The sequence below is a fragment of the Sphingomonas longa genome, assembly GCF_016892685.1.
GTDB classification, from domain to species: domain Bacteria; phylum Pseudomonadota; class Alphaproteobacteria; order Sphingomonadales; family Sphingomonadaceae; genus Sphingomonas; species Sphingomonas longa.
Map to the genome: position 1 here is coordinate 388,470 of NZ_JAFEMC010000004.1, position 24,826 is coordinate 413,295.

Annotated in this window: 28 protein-coding genes; 14 read left to right on the plus strand and 14 right to left on the minus strand. The window is 62.0% G+C overall.

Annotation, left to right across the window (positions count from 1 at the left end; all coding sequences use genetic code 11):
• Nucleotides 1-2 precede the first annotated feature (2 nt).
• From ILT43_RS15125 to ILT43_RS15160, 8 genes are all read left to right on the plus strand, one after another.
• Entirely contained in the window at nt 3-1,085 is a 1,083-nt protein-coding gene (locus ILT43_RS15125; protein WP_211534559.1) for a catalase family protein, read from the plus strand.
• A gap of 172 nt (nt 1,086-1,257) precedes the next feature.
• Nucleotides 1,258-3,288, plus strand: a complete 2,031-nt coding sequence (locus tag ILT43_RS15130; protein ID WP_204199810.1) for an alpha/beta fold hydrolase — start codon at nt 1,258-1,260, stop codon at nt 3,286-3,288.
• 11 nt (nt 3,289-3,299) lie between these two features.
• The gene (locus ILT43_RS15135) at nt 3,300-4,385 is read left to right on the plus strand and encodes a catalase family protein (RefSeq protein WP_204199811.1); all 1,086 of its coding nucleotides are present in this window, start codon (nt 3,300-3,302) and stop codon (nt 4,383-4,385) included.
• An 81-nt stretch (nt 4,386-4,466) separates the two neighbouring features.
• On the plus strand, nt 4,467-5,228 hold the full coding sequence (gene budC / locus ILT43_RS15140) for a meso-2,3-butanediol dehydrogenase (RefSeq protein ID WP_056397257.1): 762 nt from the start codon (nt 4,467-4,469) through the stop codon (nt 5,226-5,228).
• A gap of 285 nt (nt 5,229-5,513) precedes the next feature.
• Nucleotides 5,514-6,077, plus strand: coding sequence for a DUF2971 domain-containing protein (locus ILT43_RS15145; RefSeq protein ID WP_204199812.1), 564 nt, complete (start codon nt 5,514-5,516; stop codon nt 6,075-6,077).
• Nucleotides 6,078-6,103: 26 nt separating this feature from the next.
• Nucleotides 6,104-6,484, plus strand: a complete 381-nt coding sequence (locus ILT43_RS15150; RefSeq protein ID WP_204199813.1) for a DUF2971 domain-containing protein — start codon at nt 6,104-6,106, stop codon at nt 6,482-6,484.
• Nucleotides 6,485-6,527: 43 nt separating this feature from the next.
• Nucleotides 6,528-10,163, plus strand: a complete 3,636-nt coding sequence (locus tag ILT43_RS15155; protein WP_486377076.1) for a YobI family P-loop NTPase — start codon at nt 6,528-6,530, stop codon at nt 10,161-10,163.
• Nucleotides 10,164-10,537: 374 nt separating this feature from the next.
• Nucleotides 10,538-11,764 (plus strand): FUSC family protein, encoded by a 1,227-nt coding sequence (locus tag ILT43_RS15160; RefSeq protein ID WP_204199815.1) that lies wholly within the window; start codon nt 10,538-10,540, stop codon nt 11,762-11,764.
• Nucleotides 11,765-11,873: 109 nt separating this feature from the next.
• On the opposite strand, the gene ILT43_RS15165 is transcribed toward ILT43_RS15160, so the two are convergent.
• The 4 genes from ILT43_RS15165 to ILT43_RS15180 form a co-directional block, all read right to left on the minus strand.
• Entirely contained in the window at nt 11,874-12,047 is a 174-nt protein-coding gene (locus tag ILT43_RS15165; protein WP_204199816.1) for a DUF6771 family protein, read from the minus strand.
• Between the two features lie 79 nt (nt 12,048-12,126).
• The gene (locus ILT43_RS15170) at nt 12,127-12,318 is read right to left on the minus strand and encodes a hypothetical protein (RefSeq protein ID WP_204199817.1); all 192 of its coding nucleotides are present in this window, start codon (nt 12,316-12,318) and stop codon (nt 12,127-12,129) included.
• Between the two features lie 80 nt (nt 12,319-12,398).
• A complete protein-coding gene (gene terL / locus ILT43_RS19800) occupies nt 12,399-13,631 on the minus strand; it encodes a phage terminase large subunit (RefSeq protein WP_204199818.1) in 1,233 nt (410 codons plus the stop codon).
• Nucleotides 13,632-13,834: 203 nt separating this feature from the next.
• Nucleotides 13,835-14,551, minus strand: a complete 717-nt coding sequence (locus ILT43_RS15180; protein WP_204199819.1) for an IS6 family transposase — start codon at nt 14,549-14,551, stop codon at nt 13,835-13,837.
• Between the two features lie 247 nt (nt 14,552-14,798).
• On the opposite strand from ILT43_RS15180, the gene ILT43_RS15185 reads away from it, so the two are divergent.
• Nucleotides 14,799-15,563, plus strand: a complete 765-nt coding sequence (locus tag ILT43_RS15185) for a Crp/Fnr family transcriptional regulator (RefSeq protein WP_204199820.1) — start codon at nt 14,799-14,801, stop codon at nt 15,561-15,563.
• An 83-nt stretch (nt 15,564-15,646) separates the two neighbouring features.
• Complete coding sequence (locus ILT43_RS15190; protein WP_204199821.1) at nt 15,647-15,928, plus strand: DUF6894 family protein; 282 nt, start codon at nt 15,647-15,649, stop codon at nt 15,926-15,928.
• A 147-nt stretch (nt 15,929-16,075) separates the two neighbouring features.
• On the opposite strand, the gene ILT43_RS15195 is transcribed toward ILT43_RS15190, so the two are convergent.
• On the minus strand, nt 16,076-16,657 hold the full coding sequence (locus ILT43_RS15195) for a PEPxxWA-CTERM sorting domain-containing protein (protein WP_204199822.1): 582 nt from the start codon (nt 16,655-16,657) through the stop codon (nt 16,076-16,078).
• 218 nt (nt 16,658-16,875) lie between these two features.
• Here ILT43_RS15195 and ILT43_RS15200 point away from each other — a divergent pair, with 218 nt between their 5' ends.
• On the plus strand, nt 16,876-17,145 hold the full coding sequence (locus ILT43_RS15200) for a hypothetical protein (protein WP_204199823.1): 270 nt from the start codon (nt 16,876-16,878) through the stop codon (nt 17,143-17,145).
• A 411-nt stretch (nt 17,146-17,556) separates the two neighbouring features.
• Here the strand turns inward: ILT43_RS15200 and ILT43_RS15205 are convergent, their stop codons facing one another.
• Nucleotides 17,557-17,787: a PEPxxWA-CTERM sorting domain-containing protein gene (locus ILT43_RS15205; RefSeq protein ID WP_204199824.1), complete on the minus strand. Its 231-nt coding sequence runs from the start codon at nt 17,785-17,787 to the stop codon at nt 17,557-17,559.
• A gap of 417 nt (nt 17,788-18,204) precedes the next feature.
• On the opposite strand from ILT43_RS15205, the gene ILT43_RS15210 reads away from it, so the two are divergent.
• Both ILT43_RS15210 and ILT43_RS15215 read left to right on the plus strand, forming a co-directional pair.
• Nucleotides 18,205-18,354, plus strand: a complete 150-nt coding sequence (locus ILT43_RS15210) for a hypothetical protein (protein WP_204199825.1) — start codon at nt 18,205-18,207, stop codon at nt 18,352-18,354.
• Between the two features lie 59 nt (nt 18,355-18,413).
• Entirely contained in the window at nt 18,414-18,668 is a 255-nt protein-coding gene (locus ILT43_RS15215; protein WP_204199826.1) for a hypothetical protein, read from the plus strand.
• A gap of 185 nt (nt 18,669-18,853) precedes the next feature.
• On the opposite strand, the gene ILT43_RS15220 is transcribed toward ILT43_RS15215, so the two are convergent.
• The 7 genes from ILT43_RS15220 to ILT43_RS15250 all read right to left on the minus strand — a co-directional run bounded on the left by ILT43_RS15220 (nt 18,854) and on the right by ILT43_RS15250 (nt 22,791).
• Nucleotides 18,854-19,129 (minus strand): hypothetical protein, encoded by a 276-nt coding sequence (locus ILT43_RS15220; RefSeq protein WP_204199827.1) that lies wholly within the window; start codon nt 19,127-19,129, stop codon nt 18,854-18,856.
• 468 nt (nt 19,130-19,597) lie between these two features.
• A complete protein-coding gene (locus ILT43_RS15225) occupies nt 19,598-20,269 on the minus strand; it encodes a PEPxxWA-CTERM sorting domain-containing protein (protein WP_204199828.1) in 672 nt (223 codons plus the stop codon).
• Nucleotides 20,270-20,513: 244 nt separating this feature from the next.
• A complete protein-coding gene (locus ILT43_RS15230) occupies nt 20,514-20,801 on the minus strand; it encodes a hypothetical protein (protein ID WP_204199829.1) in 288 nt (95 codons plus the stop codon).
• A 78-nt stretch (nt 20,802-20,879) separates the two neighbouring features.
• On the minus strand, nt 20,880-21,050 hold the full coding sequence (locus ILT43_RS15235; RefSeq protein ID WP_204199830.1) for a hypothetical protein: 171 nt from the start codon (nt 21,048-21,050) through the stop codon (nt 20,880-20,882).
• A gap of 43 nt (nt 21,051-21,093) precedes the next feature.
• Entirely contained in the window at nt 21,094-21,435 is a 342-nt protein-coding gene (locus ILT43_RS15240; protein ID WP_204199831.1) for a hypothetical protein, read from the minus strand.
• Nucleotides 21,436-21,628: 193 nt separating this feature from the next.
• Nucleotides 21,629-22,345, minus strand: coding sequence for an IS6 family transposase (locus ILT43_RS15245; RefSeq protein ID WP_204199832.1), 717 nt, complete (start codon nt 22,343-22,345; stop codon nt 21,629-21,631).
• A 194-nt stretch (nt 22,346-22,539) separates the two neighbouring features.
• The gene (locus tag ILT43_RS15250; protein WP_204199833.1) at nt 22,540-22,791 is read right to left on the minus strand and encodes a hypothetical protein; all 252 of its coding nucleotides are present in this window, start codon (nt 22,789-22,791) and stop codon (nt 22,540-22,542) included.
• Nucleotides 22,792-23,044: 253 nt separating this feature from the next.
• On the opposite strand from ILT43_RS15250, the gene ILT43_RS15255 reads away from it, so the two are divergent.
• The gene (locus ILT43_RS15255) at nt 23,045-23,725 is read left to right on the plus strand and encodes a hypothetical protein (RefSeq protein ID WP_204199834.1); all 681 of its coding nucleotides are present in this window, start codon (nt 23,045-23,047) and stop codon (nt 23,723-23,725) included.
• Nucleotides 23,726-23,839: 114 nt separating this feature from the next.
• On the opposite strand, the gene ILT43_RS15260 is transcribed toward ILT43_RS15255, so the two are convergent.
• A complete protein-coding gene (locus ILT43_RS15260; protein ID WP_204199835.1) occupies nt 23,840-24,625 on the minus strand; it encodes an SHOCT domain-containing protein in 786 nt (261 codons plus the stop codon).
• Between the last annotated feature and the right edge of the window lie 201 nt (nt 24,626-24,826).

Consider the following 24,826-nt stretch of genomic DNA (forward strand, 5'->3'; position numbering starts at 1 on the left):
CCATGACCCAGACCCCCGTCCGCTATTCTCCCGACGTCGAGGATGTTAAACCCGACGAAGCCGAGACGATCACGAAGCTCAACGAGACGTTCGACAAGATCCTTGAGACGACAGCGGAGGACTATGGTCACGCTGTACGTTCGGTCCACGCCAAGGCGCACGGTTTCCTCGATGGGGTGCTAATTGTCCATGACGGGCTTTCCCCCGAGCTGGCCCAAGGCCTGTTTGCCACCCCGGGCGAGCACAAGGTCGTCATGCGCTTCTCGACCAACGCGGGCGACATCCTGCCGGATACCATCAGCCTGCCGCGTGGTCTGGCGCTGAAGGTGATGGACGTCGACGGTGAACGCCTGCCCGGTGCCGATGGACAGACGCAGGACTTCGTCATGGTCAACGGCTCGGTGTTCCAGAACAAGACCGCCGACCAGTTCCTGGGTAACCTCAAGCTCCTGGCAGGCACCACCGACAAGCTCGAGGGCACCAAGGAAGCGATGTCCAAGGTGTTGCGCGGTGTGAACACCGTGCTCAGCGCGGTCGGGATTGAAAGCCCGAAAGTGCAGACGCTCGGCGGGGCGCCCAACTCGGATCCGCTCGGTGAGACCTACTTCAGCGTCACGCCGTTCCGTCACGGCGACTACATCGCCAAATTCGCGATCTTCCCCGTGTCCAAGGACCTGACCGATCAGACCGACACCACGATCGACGCGACTGGCCGGCCGGACGCCTTGCGGGACGTGATCCGGTCGGAAACCCAGGTGCTTGAGATGGAGTGGGAGGTACGGGTGCAACTGTGTCGCGACCTCGAGGAGCAACCGGTCGAGGACCCGACCGTCGAGTGGAAGCAGGACGATGCGCCCTTCCAGACCGTCGCGACCATTCGGGCGGCCAAGCAGGACAGCCTGAACGAGGACAAGTTTCAGAAGATCAACGAGGAGATGCGCTTCTCGATCTGGACCGGTCTTGCCGCACATCAGCCGCTCGGCAACATCAATCGGGCACGCAACGGGACCTACCGCCACTCCGCCGACTTCCGCGCCCACGTAAACGGTTGCCCCTATCACGAGCCTGTTGGCGGTCGCGCCTGAACGGCGAAGGTGGCGTTCGGTCCCTTGACGCTGACCGTGGACAGATCGGCTTGGAGGCGAATTGGGCACTTGGCCGTTCTGAAGGCCGTTGAACCGCTGGTTTCGCAGCGACGGTGAAATGGCAGGGTCGACGAAACGTCCGCAAAGGTTTGAACCGCCAGGAGGCTGACGAATGCCGATGATTACCGCCGGCGACCTCAACATGGAGGTGTCGATTCACGGCGCGGAGGAGGGACAGCCGGTGCTCCTCCTCCATGGCTGGCCGGATGACGCTTCGACGTGGGATCAGGTGGCGCCCACACTGGCCGCGGAAGGGTTCCGCGTCATCGTCCCGACGTTGCGTGGGTTCGGCGCCACGCGTTTTCTCAACGACGATACCTCGCGAACCGGCAACAGCGCGATGCTCGCGATCGATATGATCGCGCTGCTCGACACGCTCGGCATCGACCGCTTCATGGTCGCCGGGCACGATTGGGGATCGAACACCGCCGAGGCCTTGGCCGTCGGGTGGCCCGATCGGGTAGAGCGGATGGCCATGCTGTCGACCCCGCCCCGGCTCGGCGGCATGCCTACGCCGCCGTTCGAGCAGACCCAGCGGCAATGGTATCACTGGTTCATGGCAACCGCGCGCGGGGCGGAGGCGGTACGTGCAGACCGGCGCGGGTTCACCCATCTGCATTGGGTCAACTGGTCGCCACCGGGATGGTTCGACGAGGCCACGTTCGACCGTGTCGCCCGGTCGTTCGACAATTCCGACTGGGTCGACGTGACGCTCCACAGCTATCGCGCACGCTGGGGCGAAGCGGAACCCGATCCACGAAGCGCCTGGCTGGAGAACAAGGTCAAGGCGACCAAGACGTTGTCGCTGCCGACGCTCTACATCCACGGCGATGCCGACGGCGTGAACCCTCCCTCGACCGCGAAGGACGTGCGAGCGAAATTCGCCGGGCCGTTCGCGCGCATCACCATGACCGGGGTCGGCCACTTCCCGCAGCGGGAGAACCCGCAAGCGGTGGTGCGCCACCTCCTTACCCTCTTCGCCGGCAATCCCGCCGTGCTCACCGATGTCACCGATAGGAACCTGTCCATGAAGAAAGCCGCCCCCTATGCCGCCGGGATTGCCGCCATCGGCTTGGTCGCCGCTGCCGCAGCCGGCGTTGCCCATGCCCAGGGACGCAGCGCACAGCTGACGCAGGTGGCGCAGTTCGATCATCAGGCGACCGGCGTGGCGGTGACCGAGGATGGACGGCGCTTCGTCAACTTCCCCCGCTGGACCGACGACGCGCCTATCTCCGTCGCCGAAGTGATGAAGGACGGATCCTTACGCCCCTATCCTGACGCCAAGTGGAACAGCTGGCGCAACGCCCGCGCCAACGAACTGCCGGTCGGTGAATATTTCGTCTGCGTGCAGTCGATCGTGCCCGATGGTCACGGCAATCTCTGGGTGCTCGATCCCGGCGCGCCGGGGAACGAGAAGATCCTCGAAGGCGCGCCCAAGCTCGTCCGCATCGATCTGGCGTCGAACACGGTGACGAAGACGATCCTGGTTCCCGGCGACGTCGCGCTGCAGGGCACGTATCTCAATGACATCCGCTTCTCGCCCGACGGCAAGACCGGCTACATCACCGACAGCGGCACGCGCGGCGCGATCATCGTCGTCGACCTGGAAAGCGGCAAGAGCCACCGCGCGCTCGATGGGCACGCCTCGACGCAGATCGACAAGACGGTGAAGGTTACGCTCGACGGCAAGCCGTTGGTCCGCCCCGATGGCCGGCAGCCCGCCTTCGCCGTCGATGGCATCGCCATCTCCAAGGACGGCAAGACGCTCTTCTATCAGGCGCTGACCGGAAAGACGCTCTATTCGATCGACACCGCGAAGCTGCGATCAGACGTCAGCGAGGCCGATAGGGCGGCAGCGGTGAAGACGGTCGCGCAGACCCACGTCGCTGATGGTCTGTGGATGAGTAAGGCAGGCGTGCTCTACCTGACCTCGCCCACTGACTATGCGATCAAGCGTCTGAACGGAGCGACCGTTGAGATAGTGCTGACCGATCGCCGGCTGCGTTGGCCCGACACCTTCTCGGAAGGGCGCGACGGGACGATGTACGTCACCGCCAGCCATATACAGGACACCAACTGGTTCACGCCCGGCGCACCGCCGTCGATCAAGACGCAGCTGTTCTCCTTCGCTCCCGCCAAGTGATCGGACATCCCATGACCTATCTTCGCTATTCGCCCGATGTCGAAACACGAGAGCCCGACGAACAGGAGAGCACCGACGGCATCATCCAGGGCATGACCCAGGAGAGCCAGACGGTCGAGAAGCGCGACGGGCACGCGGTGCGGGCGAGCCACGCCAAGAGCACGGCGTGCGTGATCGGCAAGCTCATCGTCGCGCCCGGATTGCCGCCCGAGCTCGCACAGGGCCTGTTCGCGGAACCTGGCACGTTCGATGTCGCCGTCCGCTTCGCGCAAGGACCCGGTGAGAAGCTCGGCGATCGCGTCTCGACCCATCGCGGCATGTCTATCAAGGTGTTCGGCGTCGAGGGCGCGAAGCTGCCCGGCCATGATGCGCCAACGCAGGACTTCGTCCTTGCCAGCGGCACGACCTTTCCGGCGGGGACCGCCGCCGGCTTCCTTTCCCAGGCCAAGAAGATCGGCCTGACGGTTCCGATGCCTGAGGGGGTGAAAAGCGCGGTCGCTTCCGTCGCTCGCAACATCAACAAGGTGCTGAACGCCGTCGGCGCGGGTCCAAGCCCGACGCTGGACTTCTACGGCCATCCCTTCAGCCACCCGCTGGTCGAGGAATATTTCAGCCAATGCCCGGTGCGCTTCGGCGACCATGTCGCCAAGATCGGGGCGTTTCCCGTTGCAGCCGAGCAAAAGGCACTCGCCGATTGGCAGCTCGACCCTCATCAGGACGAGGATGGCTTCCGCCATGCCGCGGTGGATTACTTCGAGGGCAACGATGCGGTGTTCGAGCTTCGGGCGCAGCTGTGGACCGATGCCGAGACGCAGCCCATCGAGGACACCTCCGTCGACTGGCCGACGAGCGAAAGCCCGTATCGCACCGTCGCCACGATCCGACTGCCGCGGCAGTCAGCCTATGGTCCCGACCGCGTCCGCTACTTCGACGAGGTGATGACGTTCCGCCCGGCCCACAGTCTGGAAGTGCATCGCCCGCTCGGCGGCGTGATGCGCGCGCGCATGCAGGTCTACCAGGCGCTCAGCGACTTCCGCCACCGAGAGAACGGCATTGCCGCCGCGAACACCGCCGACATCCGGGACATTCCAGCCTAAGCTGAACGCCAGTGCTGACGATAGTGAAAGGACAATCATGAAGTTCGAAGGCAAGCACGACGTTCAGGCGGAGAATGCGTAATGGCGCGCTTTTCCAACAAGGTCATCGTCATCACCGGTGCCGCCTCGGGGATCGGTGAAGGCGCCGCGCGCCGCTTCGCTGAGGAAGGCGCAACGCTGGTGTTAGGCGACATCGACAAGGCCGCGCTCGACAAGCTGGCGGGCGAGCTGCACGGCACAGTCGAAACCCGCGAGATCGACGTGTCGGACCGCGCGGCATGTGAAGCTCTCGTCCAGGCTGCGATCGATCGCTTCAGTCGGATCGACGTGCTGGTCAACGACGCCGGCGTCGATCATCTGGGCAAAGTCGACGAGGGCGACTTCTCTGAATTCACCAAGGTGATCGAAACCGATCTCTATGGTGTCGTCCACATGAGCCGCGCGGCGATCGCGCACCTGCGACAATCCAAGGGCTGCATCGTCAACGTGTCGTCAGTGTCGGGCCTGGGTGGCGACTGGAACCACAGCTTCTACTGCGCGGCGAAGGGGGCGGTCAGCAACTTTACCCGCGCGCTGGCAATGGACGAGGCGAAGCACGGCGTCCGCGTCAACGCGGTCAATCCGTCGCTCACCTACACCGCGCTGACCGCGGGCATGAAGAAACAGCCTGAGCTGATTGCCAAGTTCGAAGAGCGTATTCCGATGGGCCGCGGTGCCCAGCCCGCCGATATCTCGGGGGCGATCGCGTTCTTGGCGAGCGACGATGCGCATTACGTGACGGGCGTGAATCTGCCGGTCGATGGCGGGCTGACCGCGTCAAACGGGCAACCGCCGCTGTCTTAATGAATGTGAGGCGGGCCCTTGCGCCCGCCCACTATTCAGGATTGGACCGTGCCGCTGGTGCCAGATTCATCACGGGCAAATTGCTCATGCCAATGGAGTCACGTCGCAGCAATTTTGACCCAAAAGCCGCCGCCCGCCGCCGGGCTCCGGCTTCCCGAAAGCTGTCGTCCATTCAGAAGACAATGCGCGGCCGGACCGGGGCCGTTTGCAGCCTGGCAGCTTCCGGGTACCAGGGTAGTACCAAGCGTGCTTCCTCCACCGCAGTCAGGGTGTTAGCTTCGCGGGATGGGCGAGGACGAAGCGATCACGGCGCTGCAGGAATTAGCGTTTCCCTACGAGATGCGGCGCTTTCAGGAGGTGTTTGAAAAGGGGCTGAGAATGGCCCATTACACCACCGCCGAGAATGCCGCGCTAATCCTTAAAACCAAGACGCTTTGGCTCCGCAACGCGCAGTTAATGAATGACTTTTCTGAAGTCGCATACGGCACCGCCTGCCTTATTGCCGCCCTTCAGATGGGCGTCGGGGCTCAGCTGGAAACCGCGCTAAACGGCGCACATCCTGGCCTCTGGAACTCAATTGCTGAATTCATCAACAAGGTAGAATGGCAGTCGCGAACCCAGACCTATTTGACCTCTTTATCGGCGCACGATCCCGAAGACTTCCTCGGGCGGCTGTCGATGTGGCGCGCGTATGGTGGCCCAACGTCGGGGGTCGCGCTCATCTTCAAGACGGAGGTATTCGAGAATGATGCTGGCCAGCTAAACACTTACTCAAGCCCGGTCGCATACGGGGACGAGACGGTGCTGTTCTCAAACCTGAAAGAGGTGGCTGACGGGCTGACGGGCTGACGGCGAACATCGAGACAATCAAGCAGGTGCCGTTCCAGAACGCGCAGTCGATAATTACGAACGCACTCCAATTCGCCACGCTATCGTTCAAGCACCCTGCGTTCGCGGAGGAGCAGGAGTGGCGCGTCATTCACCGGCCGCTTTCCGACCCGTCGCCATTCATCAAGTCGAGCATCGAAACGGTCCGCAGCATTCCGCAGATGGTCTGCAAGGTACCTCTGACGGACCAGCCAGGGTTGAATATGCCCTGGATGAACCTCGATAGGCTGCTCGACAGGATCATCATCGGGCCTTGCGTCTACCCGAACCAAGTCGCGTGGGCATTTCAGGAAATTCTACGCGGGTTGGGCATTGATCCAGCAGGCAAAGTTTCAATCGCGGCCATCCCGCTGCGGCAACAGGGCTAATCCAGACCTAACGTCTTCGATCGATTAAAGGAGCCTTGCGGTCTTGTCGAACCCTCGGACCAAGCTAACGCGATGGCTTATCTCGACGGCGAGATGGCTGGAAAACCGACCAAACGAGGAAGGGCGCGGACCCAAGTTCGTCGATTTGGCTCCTACCGATCAGGCGGATGAGGCTGGCATCTATTCTGGCGCTCTGACCGAGGCCACCGACAATCCGCGCGTGATGAACATCGCGCTCACCGGCCCATACGGATCGGGCAAGAGCAGCATCATAAAGTCGTTCCTGAAGAACTATAATCGGCCCGTTCTCCAGATTTCCCTGGCCGCGTTCCTGCCAGATGCCGCCGCGTCCGCCGACCAGGAGGGTCGGCGGGAGACCGAGCGGAGCAACCCTACGGTGAGTAGGCAGGAGATCGAGCGGAGCATACTCCAGCAGATGCTCTACGGTGCCGACGCCGACAGGTTGCCGCTATTCAGGTTCAAGCGGATCCAGCGACCTGGCCGGTGGGCGTCCGTCGTCTCCCTCTTCTGCGCGCTTGGCCTCGTCGCGTGCTGGCAGCTGATCCAGCGGCGCGAGGCGGTCATGTCGGGCGCGTACTTCCGGCCCCTCGGAATGGAGAATTGGTTCAACCTGCTCGTGTTCGTCGTCGGAGCGGGCTTCCTCTGGCTGATCTTCCACCAGATCTACGTCGCCAGCTTCGGCATCTCGCTGAAGAGCATCTCGCTCAAGGACATCGAGATATCGCCGAACGCGGTGACGGAGGAGTCGATCCTAAATCGTCACCTCGACGAGATCGTCTACTTCTTTCAATCTACGCCATACGACCTGGTCGTGATCGAGGATCTCGACAGATTCAACAATCCGGAGATCTTCGTCACGCTGCGCGAGATCAACAGTCTCGTGAACGCAAATGCCAGCGTGAGGCGGCAGGTCCGCTTCCTCTACGCCATCCGGGACGACATTTTCGTAAGCACCGATCGGACAAAGTTCTTCGAGTTTATCATCCCGGTCATCCCGATCATCAACAGTTCGAATTCGATCGACAAGGTGCTCGAGCAGGGGAGGCGCCTCTCGATCGACGACAGGCTGGACCGGCAGTTCGTGCGGGAGGTCTCAAGGTATCTCAGCGACTTGAGGCTCATCCAGAACATCTTCAACGAGTACGCCATATACGTGGCGAACCTCGAGACGGAGGGCGAAACCAACCTCGACGCGACCAAGCTGCTGGCCGTCCTCATTTACAAGAACGTGTTCCCGAGCGACTTCGAGCAGCTCCACCGCGGGCGGGGGCAGCTCGCGGAGGTCCTGCATGGGCACGACCGGTACATCGCCGCCACCGAGGCCAGCCTGACAGCCGAGATCGGCCGTCTAGAGGCGGCGGTGCACGCTTCCGGTAGACAGCTGCCCGAGGACTTGGCCGAGCTGCGCGCCATCTACGCGATGGGTGTCATCGAGATTCTCCCGGAAGGCGTAACCCACGTCGGGGTGGATCATGGCAGCCTGATCCCCGTGACGGAGTTGGCGAGAAGCGAGCGCCTCGAGGCGCTTCTGGCCTCGGACTACGTGATCGCGACCGGGCCTCAGCGGGGAGCACAGCGCATATCGCTAAGCGGCCTCGCGGCGAAGCTGAAGGACGGCGCGGCGTTCGCCGAGCGCACATCCCTGGTAGAGGGACGGTCGGCCACTTCGAGGAAAGGTGCCACCAGGTCGATCGCCGAGCTCAGGACGAAACTTTCGCGCGTGCGAATGATGAAGTTCAACGAGGTTCTGAGGGAGAGCTCGGAGCTGCTCGAAAGCATGTTCGCCGCGTTCGGCGACGATGCCGACCTAGCCCGCTTCCTGGTGCTCGAGGGGCATCTCGACGACACCTACTACCAGTACACGTCGCTGTTCCACTCGGGCAGGCTGTCGCCGAACGACAACAAGTTCCTGATCCGCATACGCGGCTTCAGCAATCCGGACCCGAACTTCCTTATCGATAACGCCAAGGAGGTCGTCGTCGAGATGCGCGACGAGGACTTCGGACGGAACTACGCCTTCAACGTGAGGATCGTGGACTGCCTGCTCGCCGATCCATCATCCTACGAGGCGCAGACGTCGCGCCTTGTGGGCTTCATCGCATCCGACCTCGGTGAATGTGAGGACTTCCTCGCGGCCTACTACGCGAGCGGCACCAAGGTCACGACGCTGCTGTCGAGACTGGCGTCCGGCTGGCCGGGCTTCGTGCCGGGCATCCTCGCTAGTCCGGCCGCCCGAACCCACGTGGCCAGGATGCTGGGCCACTTGCCGATCGGACAGCTGGAGACCCTCGCCGAACGTCATCCCGGGCTAGCGGATCTGCTCGCGACGGAACTGCCCGCGATCCTGGCGCTCGGGATCGACATTGCACCCGAGCGACTGCGGTCGCTCGACCTCGAGGTCTCCGACCTGTCCGCGTTGGAACCGCATCCCGGCTTCGTCGGGATGCTGCACGAGCGCGGGCTGTACCATCTGTCCATCGGCAACCTGGAGTTCGTGTTCAGGGCCGTGCTCGGCGTCCCAAACGACGGACGCTCGCGTGAATGCAACTATACCCTCGTCCTCGACGGGGGGGACGAACCGCTGCAGGCCAAGGTCGAGCGTCAGTTCGGCGCGTATCTGAAGGACGTGCTGCTGCAGCTGCCGGACAACCGTCACGAAGACGTCCCTGCGATCCTGCGCATCCTCGCCCGGACGGATGTGGACCGCGAACTTGTGCTCAGCCTCATCGAGCGTCAGACGACCGCGCTTCCCACCCTTGAGCAGGTCCCGCCGGACTACCAGGCGGCGCTGGTGGGCATGGGCAGGATCGAGCCGACATGGGACAACTGCCTCTTCTTCATCGGCCGGGAAACCTTCGATGCGGATGTCCTAACGAACTTCCTCGACAGGGAGCAGACGATCGCGGCGCTCGGCGGCCACATGATGCCCGGCGGAGATGCCGCCTTCCCCCTGCGCAGGTTCGTCGTCGAGAACGACGCGCTGAGCGACGAGGCCTACGCGGCATACCTCAAGGTCCTGCCGACCCGGTTCAAGTCGTTTCCGGATGCCATCGGTAAGGAGAAACGCCATGCTTTAGTCGAGCTCGACCGCATAACCTTCTCGGGCGCTGCGCGGGCGCAGCTCGAGGACGACGTTCCGCTGGCCGCGGCCTTTGTCACCGGCAACCTGGACGAATTCTTCAGGCTCGAGGACGAGCTGGAGGTGAGTGAGGATCTGAAGGCGCGACTCCTCGGGTCGGACATCCCGGATGAGAGCCGGTTGAAGATTATCCGCTCGATGGATTTGTCCGTGCTGCACGACATGCACTCTAGAGCTGCCCTTGTCGGCGGCATCCTCGCCCGCACGGGCGTCGTCGTTGAGAACCTAGACGCGGAGGGGATGCAGGCGGTCATCCTGCGCTCCCGCCCGCTCGGGACGCAGATCTCGCTGTTCAACATGCTGCAGGACCGTCTGGCGGACGCGGAGATCATGGACCTGTTCGCGCTGCTGCCGGACCCGATGCCGGACATCAGGCCTGGTTGGGCTACTCCGAGATTGGAGAACAGCGAGATCAACCGCCAATTCGCATCATGGTTGCAGGACCGTGGGTTCATATCGTCCTGGAAGCAGGGCGGCCTCTTCGATGACGACATACGCCTCAACATGCGCAGGAAGTAGCCTCGTTGATTAGTCGAGTTGGCCCGGCCGCGCCGGCTATCGCGGCGATCTTCCGGTCATTCCCGCTTAACTTCACAGCCACGCAGCAATCGTCTTTATCGATGAACCTCTCTCTGCAGAGATTTCAACAGCCGGTTGACTACATCTTTATCGCTCGAGAACGGCGGGGCCATAAACCATCGTTACTACCTAAATGAACGGCGGCTCTAGGCTTATACGCTGGGCGCGTGAATGGCTGGGATTAGGGCGCATGGCCTCCGTCCCGCTGAACCTGAACGAACGACAGGTTCTGTCACCTAGGCGCCGAAAAGCGGACTGGCAGATTTCCACCAGAAATGCCCAAAATCAGACGGTCTGTCTCGTCTCAGGAATGCTTGCTGCCGCTTAGGCCGGCTCTCCCTGATGTTTCGCCTCAACGTCACACGGCAGAAGCGGTGCGGGCGGACGCTTGGACAGTGGGTGCCCTGCCCCAGCCTTTTAGACGCCCGGGTTGCGGCGACGCATACATGACGGCAGCCGTAGAAAACGGTACCTGCGATCAGGTGACGCTCTCCTTCCAGTCCTTCGTCAGCACGTCCGCGCTCAAGCAGGCCTTCCGGGTCGCCGCGGCCTGCGCGGTCGCTTACGCGGCATACAGGCTGCTAGATCTGAAGCAGGGTTACTGGGCGGTGTTCACGGTGCTCATCGTGATGCAGGGCTCCATCGGCGGGACGCTTGGCGCAGCGTTCGATCGGCTGCTTGGCACGCTGGTCGGGGCAGCGCTCGGCGCGCTGGGTGCCTGGGCGCACAATGGCGGCGTGATCAGCACGGGTGTTGCGCTGGTCGCTGTAGCAGCCCTTGGCAGCTATCTGGCCGTGCTCCGCCCCCAGCTCAAGGTTGCGCCGGTCACGGCTTCGATCATGATGCTGACGGTGCCGCCAGCCAGTCCCATCGCGGACTTCGTCGTCGACCGCGTCGCCGAAATCATGCTCGGCGGGGCAATCGGCGTCGCAGCGATGGCACTGATCCTGCCGGCGCGGTCGGGGGCACTCGTCGCCCGCCGCATTGCCGCGGTGCTCGACACCATGCACGTAACGCTCGGCGACATGGCAGATGCCATCGCAAGCGGCGCAACGCTGTCACTGGGTTCATCGCTGATGGCGCTGCGTCCCGCGCTTGCCGGTGTCGAACAGGCGCTGAAGGATGCTGACCGCGAACATGCTGCTCGGTTGTGGCGGCACGCCATCTCCCCCGCGGTGCCGCGAACCTTGTGGCGCATCCGCTCGGACATCGTGCTCGTCGCCCGCGCGCTCAACCCGAGCTTCCCGGACCCGGTTCGCGCGGCGCTTGGTACCCCGGCCGCGGCACTGGTTCGCCTGCTAGGCGCCGAGATCCTCGCCTGCGCAACCGCGCTGCGAACCAGACAGACCGTCGCACGCGGTGATCTCACGACGGCGCGGCAGGCATTCTCCAGCGCCCTTGCTGCGTTTCGCACCAGCGCCGAGGGGAACGCACTGGATCTGGACATGGCGGGACATGTCTTCGGCTTCTCGTTTGCGCTGGACGAACTCGCACGCGACCTTAGGGATCTCGCTGACCGGATCGACGAGATCAACGCGTAAAGCTGTGTTGCTCATGAGCAGTCATTGATGATCTAGCCCGCGTCGCCTTTGACGAAGCACTCGTTGCTGACCGGAAGGCCGCCTGCCGCCTTGCTGAGCGCGCCAGAGATTAGCTGCTCTCAGCGTCGCCGGTGCTGCTGATGGCGCTGGCGATCATCGCAGCCAGCGTCTCCTCGGCGCGCTGCCGCTGCAGCGGATCGCGAGCGGCAAGGTCTACCCTCACCCACTCCGGCGCGCGGGCGAGCACCTTCTCAACGAGATCGACGAGGCTGGCAGATGGCATGATGAGGCGCTGTCTCACGGGCCAATGGCCGTCACAAGACGCTTGGGCGACGCGCTGTTCCATTCCGAGCCAGCATCGCTCAGCGACGATGCGGCTGCGCCTTGCGAGCGGCGTCGACGACATCGGCAATCGTCTGCAGTTCGCGAGCGACGTCCCGCAGTTCCTGGGCCCGCGTCGCAGCCAGAGGATCCAGCAGCGCCTTTGTGGCCATGTCCTCCATGATCATGCCCGCTGCGGTCATGTAGGTGCGGATAAGTTCGTCCGGTGTCATGCTCAGCCTCCTGAGCATGACCACAGCCCTGCGTGGCGGCAGAAGTCGATATGCAGCTTTCGAGGGTTGCCGCGCATCCCTCATCGCCGTCGCGGCGGATCCTCCCGGCCGGTCCGCGGATCCACGCGAGTGAGCATCCACATGCGGTGGTTCTTCTGGTGGCGAACGAAATGGCTGAAGCTGTCCACCTGATCGTCGTGCCGTCCGTTGGGAAAGGCCCGCAGTTCCCGGCGGAACTCGTCCAGCCACGGCGCGGCCGTGGGCAGCAGGATGTTGCCGGCCTCGACTTCCCCGAAGGTCCCGGTGAAGCGCGACATCTTGTCCACGTCGGTCTTGCTCATGAACGGCCGAAACTTGCCCTGCAGCCTGATATCCTGCGCCACCGATTTGCCGGCGCCGGCGTCCTCGATGATCACCCGGTCGGCCTTCCACTGGTCATGAAGCCGCTCCACCGCCCGCCGGAGTTCAGGATAGTCGAGCCGCTGGCGGAAGACGTCCAGCAGGTACCATTTGTCCCCGCAGAAACCCCATGTCGTGCAGACCGAGAAATCGCTGGTCGGTGCTGCGCTCATGCCCGTGTCCCAGCTTTGCACGACCCTGGTGAAGTTCCGGCGCGCGGGCGGCTCGTCATAGGTCTGGAACCACTCCATCCGGATCGAATTGCCTTCCGGCGCCACCGGGTTCTGTTGATACTGCGCCGAGAAGACGACGGGCCCGAGTTCGATGCGCATGCGATCCAGCAGCGCGCGGTCCTCGCGATCCGGGTTAAGCAGGTCGCCGACGACGCGCCGGTGAACCTTGCCGGGGCCAATCGGCACGTCCTCGACCTGCTCGGCGATGGCGGGCAGATTGAGGTGGCGATAGCCACGCTCCAGCAGCATCGCGGGCAGATCATCCTCGTGGAGGCGCTGCTGGATCGAGATGATCCGACCGGTCTGCTTGTCATTGAGGCGCGTGAGGAGGGTATTGGCAAACCAGTTCTTCACCTCCTCGCGCAGCGTGACGCTCTTCACATCGTCAGCCTTCATGCAATCATCGACGATGATGAGATCCGCGCCGAAACCGGTCACCGTCCCGCCGACCGACACGCCCTTTCTCACCCCGCCCTGCGTAGTGATGATCTCGAGTGCCCGGTTGCCGCCATCGGCAATCCGGGTCTTCGGGAACAGGCTCTGGTACCAGTCGGACTCGATCAGCGTCCGGCACTGGCTGGCGTGCAGGCGCGACAGATCCTGGCTGTAGCTGGCGACCATGATCTTCATCGTCGGATCACGCCCGAGCGCCCAGGCGACGAACGCCACCGAGGCGGTCACTGACTTCAGGTGGCGCGGCGGCACCGTAACGACCAGCCGTCGCTCATCACCCGCCTCGACCCTCTCGAGCCAATGGCACATCGCATCGAGGTACCATGCGTGCGCCAGTGGTTTCTCCCCCGGGTGCAGCGTCTCGAACGGTGCTGTCAGTCTAATGCGAACCGCTCTCCACCAGATGCATGTCGGGCTTTGAGGATGGCAGCCTAGCCGACGAGCACCTGCCACTCCGCAAGCGCTGCGGAGCGTCGTACCCGGTAGGTCTGTCGATCGGTGAGATGGCGCTCCAGGCTGAAGTGGTTGTGGACGTTGGCGTGAACTGAGGCAAACTTCTGCAGCGTCTTCATCTGCCTGAACCGGAGCATCGCGCGCTCCCGTCGTCGGAACGGCAGGTGGGAGTTCTCGACTCGGTTGTTGGCCCAGCGGCCCACCTCCTGCTTCTCGGCGTTGCCGAGCTCGTTCATGGCTGCACGGTAGGAGCGCAGGCCGTCGGTGGTGATCGCCTCTGGTGAGCCGTGGCGCTTCAGCGCCTTCTTCATGAAGGTGAGCGCTGCCGCCTTGTCACGCGTCTTGGTGACGTAGCTCTCCAGCACCTCGCCCTCGTGATCGACGGCTCGCCAGAGGTAGACCATCTCGCCGTTCAGCTTCACGTACATCTCGTCCAAGTGCCAGCGCCAGTGACGGAAGCCGCGCATGTGACTTACCCTTTTCCTCCGCACCTCGCCTGCGAACAGCGGCCCGAACCTGTTCCACCACAGCCGCACGGTTTCGTGGCAGATGTCGATCCCACGCTCGAACAGCAGGTCCTCCACGTTGCGCAGGCTCAGCGGGAAGCGGACGTACATCAGCACTACCAGCCGGATCACCTCGGGCGACGAGTTGAAGTAGCGAAACGGACTGGCTGGCTTGCGCGGGCGGGGCATGCAGCGCCCCTACCCTGTCCTGATTACCGGCTGGTGCATTAGCTTTGACAAAGCCTTGCCTGGGGTGCTTCGAACCGAGTCGTTACAGGCTTGATCAACCCCCTCTTGATGAGACGATGACGCTCTCAAGCCCGGAAGCGTATGCACACACGCTTTGATGTATGTTATACTTGATGCGTGTTAGTCTTCGTATTGCTCGCGCGCTGAGTTTCGTCGCCGGAGAGCTCATGCATTGATGGGAACAATCATGACCAACTCAGAGCCTGCGCCTCTTCGTCCATTCCTCGCCAGATTGCTGCGGCATTCGGCGTTGGACGAGGTTGAACAAGCGGCCATCATGAAGCTGCCGGGCATTGTCGCTGAGGTGGGGACGCATCGAGACATAGTGCGCTTGGGCGACAAAGTGAAGCATGCATGTTTGGTGCTGTCCGGCATAGTTGGCCGGTTCAGCCAGGATCGTGTTGGCCGTCGACAAATGGCTGCGATACACCTTCGCGGCGACATGGCCGACCTTCACTCGGTGGTCGTTCCCCAAGCGACATCGACGCTGCAAGCTCTTAGCGCTGCTACCATCTTGCACGTGCCTCATGGGGAAATTGTTACACTCGCAAGAACGTACCCGGCCATCGCTGACGCCTTTTGGAGAGATTGCGTTGTCGATGCCGCAATCATGGCAGAGTGGTTGACCAGCATGTCGCTGCGGAGTGCCAATAGCCGTACGGCACATCTCTTCCTCGAAGTGGCGTGGCGACTTGGGATCGCTGCCGGAGAGCGACCAGTCAGCTACGACTTCCCCATAACGCAGGAGCGACTGGGTGAACTGCTCGGCCTGACTGGGGTTCACGTCAATCGGACTCTGAAGGCACTTCGCACTCACGAGGTGCTGGATTTTCATCATGGGAAGGTGTCGATCATCGATTGGGAGAAAGCCGCACAGTTAGCGGACTTCGACCCCGCTTACCTTGAGGCAGCATCGCACCGCTTGCCTGCCGGGCGATCACGACGAGGTTGAGCTCCGCTCCTCCGCGCTGTTTCTCGGAAGTCCTGCTCCCGATCACCAGCTCAGGTGTCGGCCGACGCCGTCCAGGTGCCTGCATGATGCAAGTGAGCGAACGTCCGGCCGTGTTGGTCTATCATGCAGGGATGGGACGCTATCTGACATCGATCGACGACGGTTCCGGATTTCCGGCCGGCGCTGAACAGGATTTCGAGAGTCTAGAGGCGGCGTTCAACGCCACTCTCCGATCGGCCGCTATGATTGCGGCCGAGGAGCTGCCCACCTTGGGCGCCCATACATTCACGTGCGAGGCACAGGACGCGGAGACAAGCGAAAGGCGACGGGCCACCTTGAAGGTCGTCGTGGTGAGTCATCCATAGTGGGGCGCACGACGCATCGGACTGCGTCATGATTGGCCACAGCGATCCGTTGCCACTCGCCAGAACGTCGATCAGCTGACCAAAGCAAAGAGCCGCCAGCTGGTTGGGCTGGCGGCTCTTCCGATCTCCCGAGGGAGCGAGGATGGCTTACGCGAAGCTGACCTTCGTGCTAACGCGGCGACGGCGCATGGCGCCGCCAACCATGCCGATGCCGCCGATCATCATCGCCCACGTGGCAGGTTCGGGCACTGCGCCAGCCATCGTCGTAGCAGTGATCGTTGCGTCGGCTACGGTCTCAAAGCCGATAGTGTTGAGGATGTTGTCGCTCGAATAAGCGAACCCGTAGAAGGTACCGGTGTTCGTAACAGCACGAAGACCGAAGTAATTTTCACCATTGCTGAAGCGAATCGCAGTCTCGGTAGGGAAAGCGGCGAAGTTCATACCCGGGCCAAACGATACCGTCCCACGATCAGGAAAATAGGCCGAGGGCTCACCGAACGTCGTATTGATCTCGCCGCCATTGGCTGTGCTGACGGTAATGGGACCAGTGAACAACTGACCGTTAGAGCCGAACGTGAAGCTGCTCCCCATGTAAGTGAACGTGTAGGGTGAGGTCGACAAATCAGCGCCAATATTGGTGATGATTGGCGTTGCCGCGGCGGTAGAAGCTGCCATTACAAACATCGTTGATGCTGCGGCGAGCATGATTGATTTGGCGCTGAGTGTCATGTCGGTGTTCCCCTAAAAGGTCCGACACCACAGTCGCGTCGGTTCCACCGTGTGAACCGCACATTAACTATATAGTTCATCAAAATATTTCGCTGTGCCATTTCGAGACGCGCGCGTCTTTTTCCGTTTTCGGACGTGACGAGGCGCCGCCTTGCTTCGCCGGCAACTTCTCTGCCGACTGATCGTAAATCGCTGATTAGGCGAGTGTGCGGAGAGCGATGATGAACATCATGATCCTTGCGACGGCCCTAGTCGCTACACCCCTGCAATCACAGGGTGGAGTGCGATGGGACAACAGCCACCCCGTTTTTGACGAGACTGACGTCATAGCCAGGAGCGAGCGCGTACGACAGGCGCAGCTGCAAGCCGAGCAGCAGGAGATGCGCGCTGCTCAAGGTCAGCAAGAGCCGGACCAGAAGCCAAAGCTGCCAGCGGAAGCGCCCGCTCCTGTCGTCGAAAGTAGCGCTCAGGCACAGAAAAGCCGCTGATCACCCGACGCGATCAGCGGTGTATCTTCAACCACGAGGGTAAAGTTACGGGAAGCTGCATTTGTATAGCTCGTCACTACGGCAACCATGTCGCTTACCGCGCGAGGCGATCGTCGAGGGCGCGACCTTCACATTCCACAGACTGCGGAAGAACGCATGCTGCTACCAGCTGGAGTGCGGCCTGAACGACAGCGGAGTCGGCGAGATACTCGGCGTGTCACCGGAGTTGGTTAGGCACTACGGGAAGCGCGCGCGGGCGCTGATGATCGCGCGGGGCGAATCGGATCGCGTTACCACCGGCAACATCAATCCGCTGCCACTCGGCCGAGCCTCGATAAGCTGACCGAATGCAAAAGAGCCGCCAGCCTGATGGCTGACGGCTCTTCCGATCTCCTAAGAGAGCGAGGTAGCTTACGCGAAGCTGACCGTCGTGCTGACCGCACGACGGCGACGGAGAGCGCCGCCAGCCGCGCCGATACCTGCGATCATGAGCGCCCACGACGCGGGCTCGGGCACACCGCCGCCAGCAGCCAGGTCGTACACGATGTTGTCGATCTGAACGGTGTTTTCGCCGTATAAGCTCCCGGACGTGACGAACGAGAACGACGAAATGCCAGAAATGTTGAACAGCTTCGTCTGCATGCCAGGCGTGAGGTCGATCTCAACCGAACGGGTCAGGGTGCCGCCCGTCGTGTTGAACGTGGAGCCGTAAAATCGAGTGTTATCGATGCCGGTTGCCCGTTCGGGCCTCTAACCCGGTGTCATGCAAATCAATGGCTTATGGGGCGGGGAGGCAACCGGATGATCGTCTCCGATGCAGTCGACGAGCATCCGCAGGCTGACTAAACGCCGCGGTAATGGGACCGTCGAGTCAGGAACTCCGCGCACTGGCCGCTGCCGATCGAGCCGCAGCCGAAGTACAGACCCTGCCGAATGCCAAACGTTTGTTGCTGCAATCTGCCGAGCGGTGGGAACGGTTAGCGGAGCGCGCTGAGCTCATCGAGAGCCACCCGCGTACCAAATATTGAGCCTTCGATCCTCTTGGCGTAGGCTGTGGGGATGGACGACGATGACGCCGGGCCGCCACGCTGGAGCGATCCAGTCGAGCCCGGATACAAAGCAGCAGGATGGACCTGCCTCTTCATTCTGCTGGTGCCATTTATCGCCGTCATCTGGTTTGTCGCTGGATGGATGATCCGCGCCGGCTGAGATCGGGCTGACTAGCCGGATCTCAAATTACGATCCTTGAAAGGTGGTAGGCTGAGGGAATGACGATCGATCAGAGCAAGATGCTTCCGGTCTACGGAGGCCCTGAAGGCATGGAAGCGATGGGGTTCGCTCCCCTAGCACTATCAGGGTACGGGACTTTCGTTGTGACTGGGACGCCAAATACCGGCTTCACGTATGTTCCTGAAGACGACACCGATCTGCTCGCCGCTTATCAGGCCACAGACCGAGAGCCGGGCAACCCTGAGGCGGATGCTTTGGCGGCCGAGATCGAGCGGCGCGGCCTCGACGTCTGAAGCGCCGCTTCCTTCTCGTCGGCTTGTCCCTTGCCTTGCTGCTGGCAGGGATGGTGTGGCGGGTGCTGGTGCAGGGGTGAAGTGGCGGCCTTGATCTGCCGTGGTCGCTTTGCCACGATGTTCGTCCCAACTGGTGATAGCCTCCGGTTGATCCTCGCGCCGGCCTTCGGGTCGGCGTCTTTGTGTCAGGCACCCGTGTCCCGATATGCCCCCGACCGGCGCAACTGCCGTACGATCGCGTTGAACCCGGCTGTCACCCCCTGAGAGCGCCCGATCTCGCTCGGCTGACCCACGGCCTCGCAGAACGTCACCAGCGGCCAACGCTCCGGGCAGTGTGGCCACAGACACCGCAGCGCCAGGCGAACCGGTACCGCGTCGGCCTTCTGCTGACCCAACAGCCGCATCGCCTCGCGCAGGATCTGCACGGCAAGCTCGACGGTGATTCGCTGTTGCCGACGCATTCCGCTATGGAACGGAAAAGGAACAACATCGCAAGTGATTCGAGATGCCACGCTGCCGCCTCTGCACCAGCAACGACGATGAAGCGCTCAACGAGCACTTGGCCGAGAAGCTGTGGGATAGCCGGATAGAGCGGCTGGAGGGGCCGATCCCGTGGAGCGAGGCTGGCGCTACGTGGCAAGCGGCGTTCCGGGAGTTAGCGGTCGCGGCTCGACAGGCGCTGGTAGCACGGGCCTGAGCTAAGTGCCTCAAATAGGTGCATACCTATTCATGGTTGCGCTAGCGCGTTCGCATGTGCAGCATACTCGGGCCTTTCAGGCATCCTCTCCTAAGACTTGGGCCGGCTTCACCGCCGGTCTTTTTTTGTGTTCGCACGGTCTGCTATCGCCCCCGCACAACGGCGGCGCACATGCAAAAAGGGCCGCCAGCCTCTCGACTAACGGCCCCTCCGATCTTCGGGAGCAGACCTCTTACGCGAAGCTGACCTTCGTGCTGACACGGCGACGGCGCATTGCACCGCCCACCATGCCGATGCCGCCGATCATCATAGCCCAGGTGGTGGGCTCGGGCACAACGCCAGCGACACCGTCTGTCAGGAAAAAGGCATGCTCATTGCCGTTGTCGGTCCAGTTGTCGAACGTGCCGCCGAAGCTCTCGATGCCCGTGTTCGTCCGGTTGAGATCGGTTGTGACCCAGTAAATTTCATCGCGATTGTAGTCACCTGCGCCGCTGGCATGGATACCGAAGTGGTAAGTTGTGTTCGCAGCAGCGGCGAAGTCTGCAAAGCTAAACTGGAACAGGTAAGCGTTGCCGCCGCCGGCCCAAGGTGTTCCGCTGTCGGTGATCGTCGGCGATACGGCTCCGGTCGCTAGTACCGATCCCGGGGTTCCTGCACCGTCTGCGAAGATGAAATACTGGAATGCGCCATCGTACGCGTTGACGTTGCCAAACCCACCCAAATAAACGCCGGCGCCCCCAATTACGGTGGCGGCATCGAAGCTGAAGGTCTCGGCCTGCACCCAAGCGGTTGTCTCGTTGCCGCTGGTGATAGTTGGACCGCCGTTGTTGTAAACGGTCGCCGCGAATGCAGGTGTCGCGCTCATTAGCACGAGTGATGCAGCAAGCAAGCCTTTGTAAGACATGATATTTCCCCGTTAGCGACTCGCAAGAGTCGGCCGCTCCCCATGATGCGGCAAAGCAGTCTTACCAAAAACCGACCGTTCAAGTAATCGACAATAAACCAATTTTATTAGATTGTCCCGGAACTGGATCGATGCCGGCTCTCAGCAGGGCTCTGACCCCTGTCCGCCCTGCATCGACGGCACGACATCACCGCAGACGGTTTCGTTGCTGCCGCCGGTCGTGCTGATCCACGCCTCAAACAGCTCAGCGGCATTTCCCCGTGCCATACCGGTTGGCCTGCGCCGCCACGACGTTACCGCAGGCGAGTGCATCGCTGTCGGGGGCGTACACCCAGGGATAGGTCAGCGGGTGATCGCCGCGCGGCTGACGCGACCCGGGGATTGGCAGGATGCGATTGTTGCGGATGACGATCGCGCGCCCCTCATAGACGCTGATCCCATGCCATGCTCCGGACAGGCGCAGGTCGTTATCGCGGATCGTGATGCGATCGTAGCCGCCCTGACCGGTGTTCCCGAACCATATGCCCTGCATCGGCCCTTCCGCCGTGTTACCGGCGATCAGGACATCGGCGACAGGGGGCGGCCGCCAGCGCGACGGGATAGGCGAGGATCATGCGTTTGCACTCCGGTAGGGGCCAGCTTCACTGATGCAGATGACCGCGCCGACTGAGGCAGTGCTGCCCGACAGGTTGCGGAACACAATTGGGATGTTGAACTCAAACACGCTCGGCGTGACGGCGTTCTGGTTCTGCGCCACCAGGTTCGGATCCTGGAGGTCCATCACTTCGGTGATGAGGGTAGTCCGATCGCTGTTCCCGTAAGCGTCAACGACATTGTTGAGCGCGGTTTCGGACCCTAGAGCCAACGCCGTCGTGCCGCCCGCTACGTGGCTCCTGGCCGGCTGCCGCATCCGTGTAGCTGATCGACGTACCAACCCCGATCAGCTTCTGCGAACCCGCATCGGCGCGGACGTTGGCACGCCCACGCAGCTTGTCGTTGACCGAGAAGAACCCGCCGGCAATGAGCGCGTTCAAGGTTGCTGAGGTGATCTGCTGACGGAAGTTGAGCGTGGCCGTCAAGCCGGTTCCTAGGGAACCGCCAATGGTGATCTTGACCATCGGCTTACCATTTGGTTCCACCCGCCCCTTCTCGATCACGACCGTCATGCCCGACGTGTTCGCGGCACCAGCCAACACCCAGCTCTGTGGGACGCCAAAGGCAAGCGGAGCCGTTGCGAACGTGCCGCCCACCGCACCGTCCGTACCAGCCGTCAGGGTCGAATTATTGCTTACAAAGGTGCTGTCAGTCTAACGCGGACCACTCTCCACCGGATGCCTCTCGCGCTTTGAGGATGGCGGCCTAGCCGGCGAGCACCTGCCACTCCGCAAGCGCTGCGGAGCGTCGTTCCCGGTAGGTCTGTCGGTCGGTGAGATGGCGCTCCAGGCTGAAGTGGTTGTGGACGTTGGCGTGCACGGAAGCGAATCTCTGCAGGGTCTTCATCTGCCTGAACCGGAGCATCGCCCGCTCTCGTCGTCGGAACGGCAGGTGAGAGTTCTCCACCCGGTTGTTGGCCCAGCGGCCCACCTCCTGCTTCTCGGCGTTGCCGAGCTCGTTCATGGCTGCACGGTAGGAGCGCAGGCCGTCGGTGGTGATCGCCTCTGGTGAGCCGTGGCGCTTCAGCGCCTTCTTCATGAAGGTGAGCGCCGCTGCCTTGTCGCGGCTCTTGGTGACGTAGCTCTCCAGCACCTCGCCCTCGTGATCGACGGCTCGCCAGAGGTAGACCATCTCGCCGTTCAGCTTCACGTACATTTCGTCCAGGTGCCAGCGCCAGTGACGGAAGCCACGCATGTGGCTCACCCTCTTACGCCGTACCTCGCCTGCGAACAGCGGCCCGAACCTGTTCCACCACAGCCGCACCGTCTCGTGGCAGATGTCGATCCCGCGCTCGAACAACAGGTCCTCGACGTTCCGCAGGCTGAGCGGAAACCGGACGTACATCAGCACCACCAGCCGGATCACCTCGGGCGAGGAGTTGAAGTACCGGAACGGACTGGCTGGCTTGCGCGGGCGGGGCATACCATTACCCGTACTCTGCCACCATTACCGGCTGGTGCATTACAGCTGACAGCGCCCGACAGAACGTTTGCATCACTTCGCTGATCCGATTGCAGGCTGCTGTTAATTACTGACGCCACGTTAATCGGAAAAATGCCGGCTAAGGTGTTCCATCATGCAGGCCGCAACAGGCCGCGTGATTGGTGGCATTGCTGTCAGAACTGTAAAGACAAGATCGTTAGCAGCAGGAAGACGTTCAGGGCCAGCACCACGATCAGGGCGATCCGAAATCCCTGCCTGCGGATCAGCAGGAACAGGAGCGAGAGCAGTCCGACAAGCCCCAATGCCGCAAGCATGAACAGCTTATCGAAGGCGCTGCTCATCGCGTTTCCGGCAGCGTCGCCACCTGCGGAAGATGAGTATCCGCCGAAAGCAAAGTGCGCCAGAACGAGGTTCAGGAGCGCCATGGCCCAAAAGGTCAAGACGATCGGAGACGGCCATCTACGTTCCGTCCCACGTGGCCTGACAGCGCGTTCGATGTGATCCATTGTCTGTCGATCGCATGGCTCCGACCCTCCGTCCAGCGCTCGGCAAAAGATCCACACGGCGGCACGCAAGCCTTACTGTTCGACACCAGAGGAACGTGCCTTATGAAGGCGGAGTCATCACGATCTCAGGAACTCGTCCATCATGTTTAAGCCAAGATCCGCCACACTGTGCATGCTTGCTACAGCGACATTCGGCTTGTCCGCGTGCGGAAAGGGAACCAACACCACCACTAACGTTGCCGATGGCGCAGCCAATCAGGTGGGCACGGCCGGTACATCGGCTGCACCAGAGGTTGCGGCGCTTAATATTTCGGAAGGACCGGACGTCTGTTTCCGAGCGATCGCCAAGCACCTTGGCCCAAACGCCAAGGTTTCAGAAATCAATTCTTTCTTCAGTTCGGGCAAAGACATCGACAGCAGCGATGACGAACCGCAAGGCCAGCTGACCGTCTGCTCGGTCCAGTATCAGGATCCGACCGATGCAAGGAAGCTGCTCAGCACGTCCTTGAACATGCGCACAGGCAAGTTCGCGGCGCCGAGCCCAGTCGACATCACGGTCAGTGGTGGCGATGCGTCTGAATTCAAACTGGCGGACTACGTCACCCCGATGGCGCAGGTAAACGCAGCGGCCCTGGCGCCGTTCATGGAAGCCCAGAAGGGTCCTATGAGCAAGATCTACAGCCGCTCCGCTTGGTCGGGGATACGGCTGATGTCGCCGGGCGCCTTTAGCGACGTCCACGTGCTGCGGCTCGACATCGATGGTCGACTCGCCGCCAACGATATCAAGGAAAGCGGCTATGCCGAGTTCACCATCGACGGCAAAACGCTCAAGGAGAACAACTTAAAGCCGTAATCATCGGGCGTGCCGCCGTCGTGATGTCGTGTCATGGCGGCGGGCTTCGCATCGTGCGTCGTGTCCGTCAGGCCCTGCTAACTAGCGTGCAGACCTGAGAGATCGGGCAGAAATCTACTGCTGTGGCTTCAGCCGAGATGGCTCATTTTCGATTATGGTACGCCGCCATAACGGTAGAATTGGAATATCCCATTGATTACGTACCGTTCGCCAACGACCATTCCGCTGCACCTGCAACGATGTCCAGAACGGGGAAGTATCGCGGTAAGCCGTCCGTACCAGCAGACGGCCTGATCCTCCTATTAGGGCATCCAGGCCTTCCACCAGTTCGGCCGGCAGCCCGACATCCGGGCTTCCGGGAGTCGCCCCATCGAGAGTCCAACCATCGCCCCAGCAATGGACGGAGCCTTTCTCGAGCGCTAACGTGATTGCAAGCGAAAGCCCCTCTTGGACAGGAAAGGTGCAGACGACCTCATATGGCACGTCGTCTGGCCATTGCAGATCAAGATGATGGCGCTGAGCCAAATTGATAAAGGCTGCGCGGGCAGCGGGCTGATAATTCGCCCATGTCCATCCGCTATCTGCCATGGCTCGCGGCGATGGCAGTGCAGGCCGGATCGCCGATGCGATCGGCCACGCCATAACCCGCGCCTTGCCCTGCTCGAACTCCTCGTTCGAGATAAGACCTCGTTCGCGTAGCTCCTGCAGTTCGCGTATTTCGCTAGCAAGCGTTCGGACCGGTGTTGGCGGCACGAGGGCTTTGCGCGATGGCAAGCACAAGAGCAATGCAACGGCAATGGGGCCGCTCAGCACTCCCAGGATCGTCCACAGCACCACCGATCTATCCCTGAGGGCCGCGATCACGCCGCTCAGGATCGTGCTGACGAACATGGACAGCATAAGTCCGTTCATAGGGCGGTCCACCAACCTGAAAACGACGCCTGCTGTGGCTGCGAAAGCACGGATCGGGGAGCGTTGCCATTCTTAAACTCGCTCCTCAAGACGCCCACTTAGGCTCTTTCGAGCGACCTACTCTACCGCCCACGCTTCAGCGGCAATTCGTCCGCTCTTCGCGTTGCAGATCTTGTTGACGAATCGAGT

What these genes read in the sequence shown, in the direction of transcription:
- ILT43_RS15125 (WP_211534559.1), top strand. Translation starts at nt 3, where the DNA reads ATGACCCAGACCCCCGTCCGCTATTCTCCCGACGTCGAGGATGTTAAA.
- ILT43_RS15130 (WP_204199810.1), top strand. Translation starts at nt 1,258, where the DNA reads ATGCCGATGATTACCGCCGGCGACCTCAACATGGAGGTGTCGATTCAC.
- ILT43_RS15135 (WP_204199811.1), top strand. Translation starts at nt 3,300, where the DNA reads ATGACCTATCTTCGCTATTCGCCCGATGTCGAAACACGAGAGCCCGAC.
- budC (WP_056397257.1), top strand. Translation starts at nt 4,467, where the DNA reads ATGGCGCGCTTTTCCAACAAGGTCATCGTCATCACCGGTGCCGCCTCG.
- ILT43_RS15145 (WP_204199812.1), top strand. Translation starts at nt 5,514, where the DNA reads ATGGGCGAGGACGAAGCGATCACGGCGCTGCAGGAATTAGCGTTTCCC.
- ILT43_RS15165 (WP_204199816.1), bottom strand. Translation starts at nt 12,047, where the DNA reads ATGCCATCTGCCAGCCTCGTCGATCTCGTTGAGAAGGTGCTCGCCCGC.
- ILT43_RS15170 (WP_204199817.1), bottom strand. Translation starts at nt 12,318, where the DNA reads ATGACACCGGACGAACTTATCCGCACCTACATGACCGCAGCGGGCATG.
- ILT43_RS15180 (WP_204199819.1), bottom strand. Translation starts at nt 14,551, where the DNA reads ATGCCCCGCCCGCGCAAGCCAGCCAGTCCGTTTCGCTACTTCAACTCG.
- ILT43_RS15185 (WP_204199820.1), top strand. Translation starts at nt 14,799, where the DNA reads ATGACCAACTCAGAGCCTGCGCCTCTTCGTCCATTCCTCGCCAGATTG.
- ILT43_RS15190 (WP_204199821.1), top strand. Translation starts at nt 15,647, where the DNA reads ATGATGCAAGTGAGCGAACGTCCGGCCGTGTTGGTCTATCATGCAGGG.
- ILT43_RS15195 (WP_204199822.1), bottom strand. Translation starts at nt 16,657, where the DNA reads ATGACACTCAGCGCCAAATCAATCATGCTCGCCGCAGCATCAACGATG.
- ILT43_RS15200 (WP_204199823.1), top strand. Translation starts at nt 16,876, where the DNA reads ATGATGAACATCATGATCCTTGCGACGGCCCTAGTCGCTACACCCCTG.
- ILT43_RS15205 (WP_204199824.1), bottom strand. Translation starts at nt 17,787, where the DNA reads ATGCAGACGAAGCTGTTCAACATTTCTGGCATTTCGTCGTTCTCGTTC.
- ILT43_RS15210 (WP_204199825.1), top strand. Translation starts at nt 18,205, where the DNA reads ATGGACGACGATGACGCCGGGCCGCCACGCTGGAGCGATCCAGTCGAG.
- ILT43_RS15215 (WP_204199826.1), top strand. Translation starts at nt 18,414, where the DNA reads ATGACGATCGATCAGAGCAAGATGCTTCCGGTCTACGGAGGCCCTGAA.
- ILT43_RS15220 (WP_204199827.1), bottom strand. Translation starts at nt 19,129, where the DNA reads ATGCGTCGGCAACAGCGAATCACCGTCGAGCTTGCCGTGCAGATCCTG.
- ILT43_RS15225 (WP_204199828.1), bottom strand. Translation starts at nt 20,269, where the DNA reads ATGTCTTACAAAGGCTTGCTTGCTGCATCACTCGTGCTAATGAGCGCG.
- ILT43_RS15230 (WP_204199829.1), bottom strand. Translation starts at nt 20,801, where the DNA reads ATGCAGGGCATATGGTTCGGGAACACCGGTCAGGGCGGCTACGATCGC.
- ILT43_RS15235 (WP_204199830.1), bottom strand. Translation starts at nt 21,050, where the DNA reads ATGGACCTCCAGGATCCGAACCTGGTGGCGCAGAACCAGAACGCCGTC.
- ILT43_RS15240 (WP_204199831.1), bottom strand. Translation starts at nt 21,435, where the DNA reads ATGACGGTCGTGATCGAGAAGGGGCGGGTGGAACCAAATGGTAAGCCG.
- ILT43_RS15245 (WP_204199832.1), bottom strand. Translation starts at nt 22,345, where the DNA reads ATGCCCCGCCCGCGCAAGCCAGCCAGTCCGTTCCGGTACTTCAACTCC.
- ILT43_RS15250 (WP_204199833.1), bottom strand. Translation starts at nt 22,791, where the DNA reads ATGGCGCTCCTGAACCTCGTTCTGGCGCACTTTGCTTTCGGCGGATAC.
- ILT43_RS15255 (WP_204199834.1), top strand. Translation starts at nt 23,045, where the DNA reads ATGCTTGCTACAGCGACATTCGGCTTGTCCGCGTGCGGAAAGGGAACC.
- ILT43_RS15260 (WP_204199835.1), bottom strand. Translation starts at nt 24,625, where the DNA reads ATGCTGTCCATGTTCGTCAGCACGATCCTGAGCGGCGTGATCGCGGCC.